Genomic DNA, 376 nt, shown 5'->3' with positions numbered 1-376 from the left:
GGTGGCGTCGCCGCCCGAAGACAAGGCGCAACGCTCGAGGGTCGCATGGCAGCTCGCCAATGCGGCCGCGGCCAGGGGCCGTCGCGTGCTGTTCATCGACATCAATGCCGGCAAGGGCCAGAAGAACCCGCAGCCTGGCGTGCTCGACGTGCTGCGCGGCGAATATCCGCTCGAGGCGGTCTGCCGCTATGCGCCCGGCAGCTCCGTCGCGCTCATTGGCCGCGGCCGGCCGACCGCGGTGTTCCAGGAGGCGCAGGCGCTCTACTTCGCCCATCGCATGCTGGCCGAGGCCAACCATAGTTTCGAGCTCGTCGTCGTCGACGGCGGCGCGCTGGCCGACGATCTCAACGTCCTGCCGCTGGTCGCCATGGCCGAC

Annotated in this window: 1 pseudogene; it reads left to right on the top strand. The window is 70.2% G+C overall.

The annotated features are described in order from the left end of the window. Positions 1–376: pseudogene (locus tag EN786_RS36355) on the top strand (lipopolysaccharide biosynthesis protein); the annotation flags it as partial.

It is taken from the genome of Mesorhizobium sp. M4B.F.Ca.ET.143.01.1.1 (assembly GCF_004792275.1).
In the GTDB taxonomy this organism is placed as follows: domain Bacteria; phylum Pseudomonadota; class Alphaproteobacteria; order Rhizobiales; family Rhizobiaceae; genus Mesorhizobium; species Mesorhizobium abyssinicae.
The sequence above is the reverse complement of the archived record's forward strand: the minus strand, read 5'-3'. Positions and strand labels throughout refer to the sequence as shown.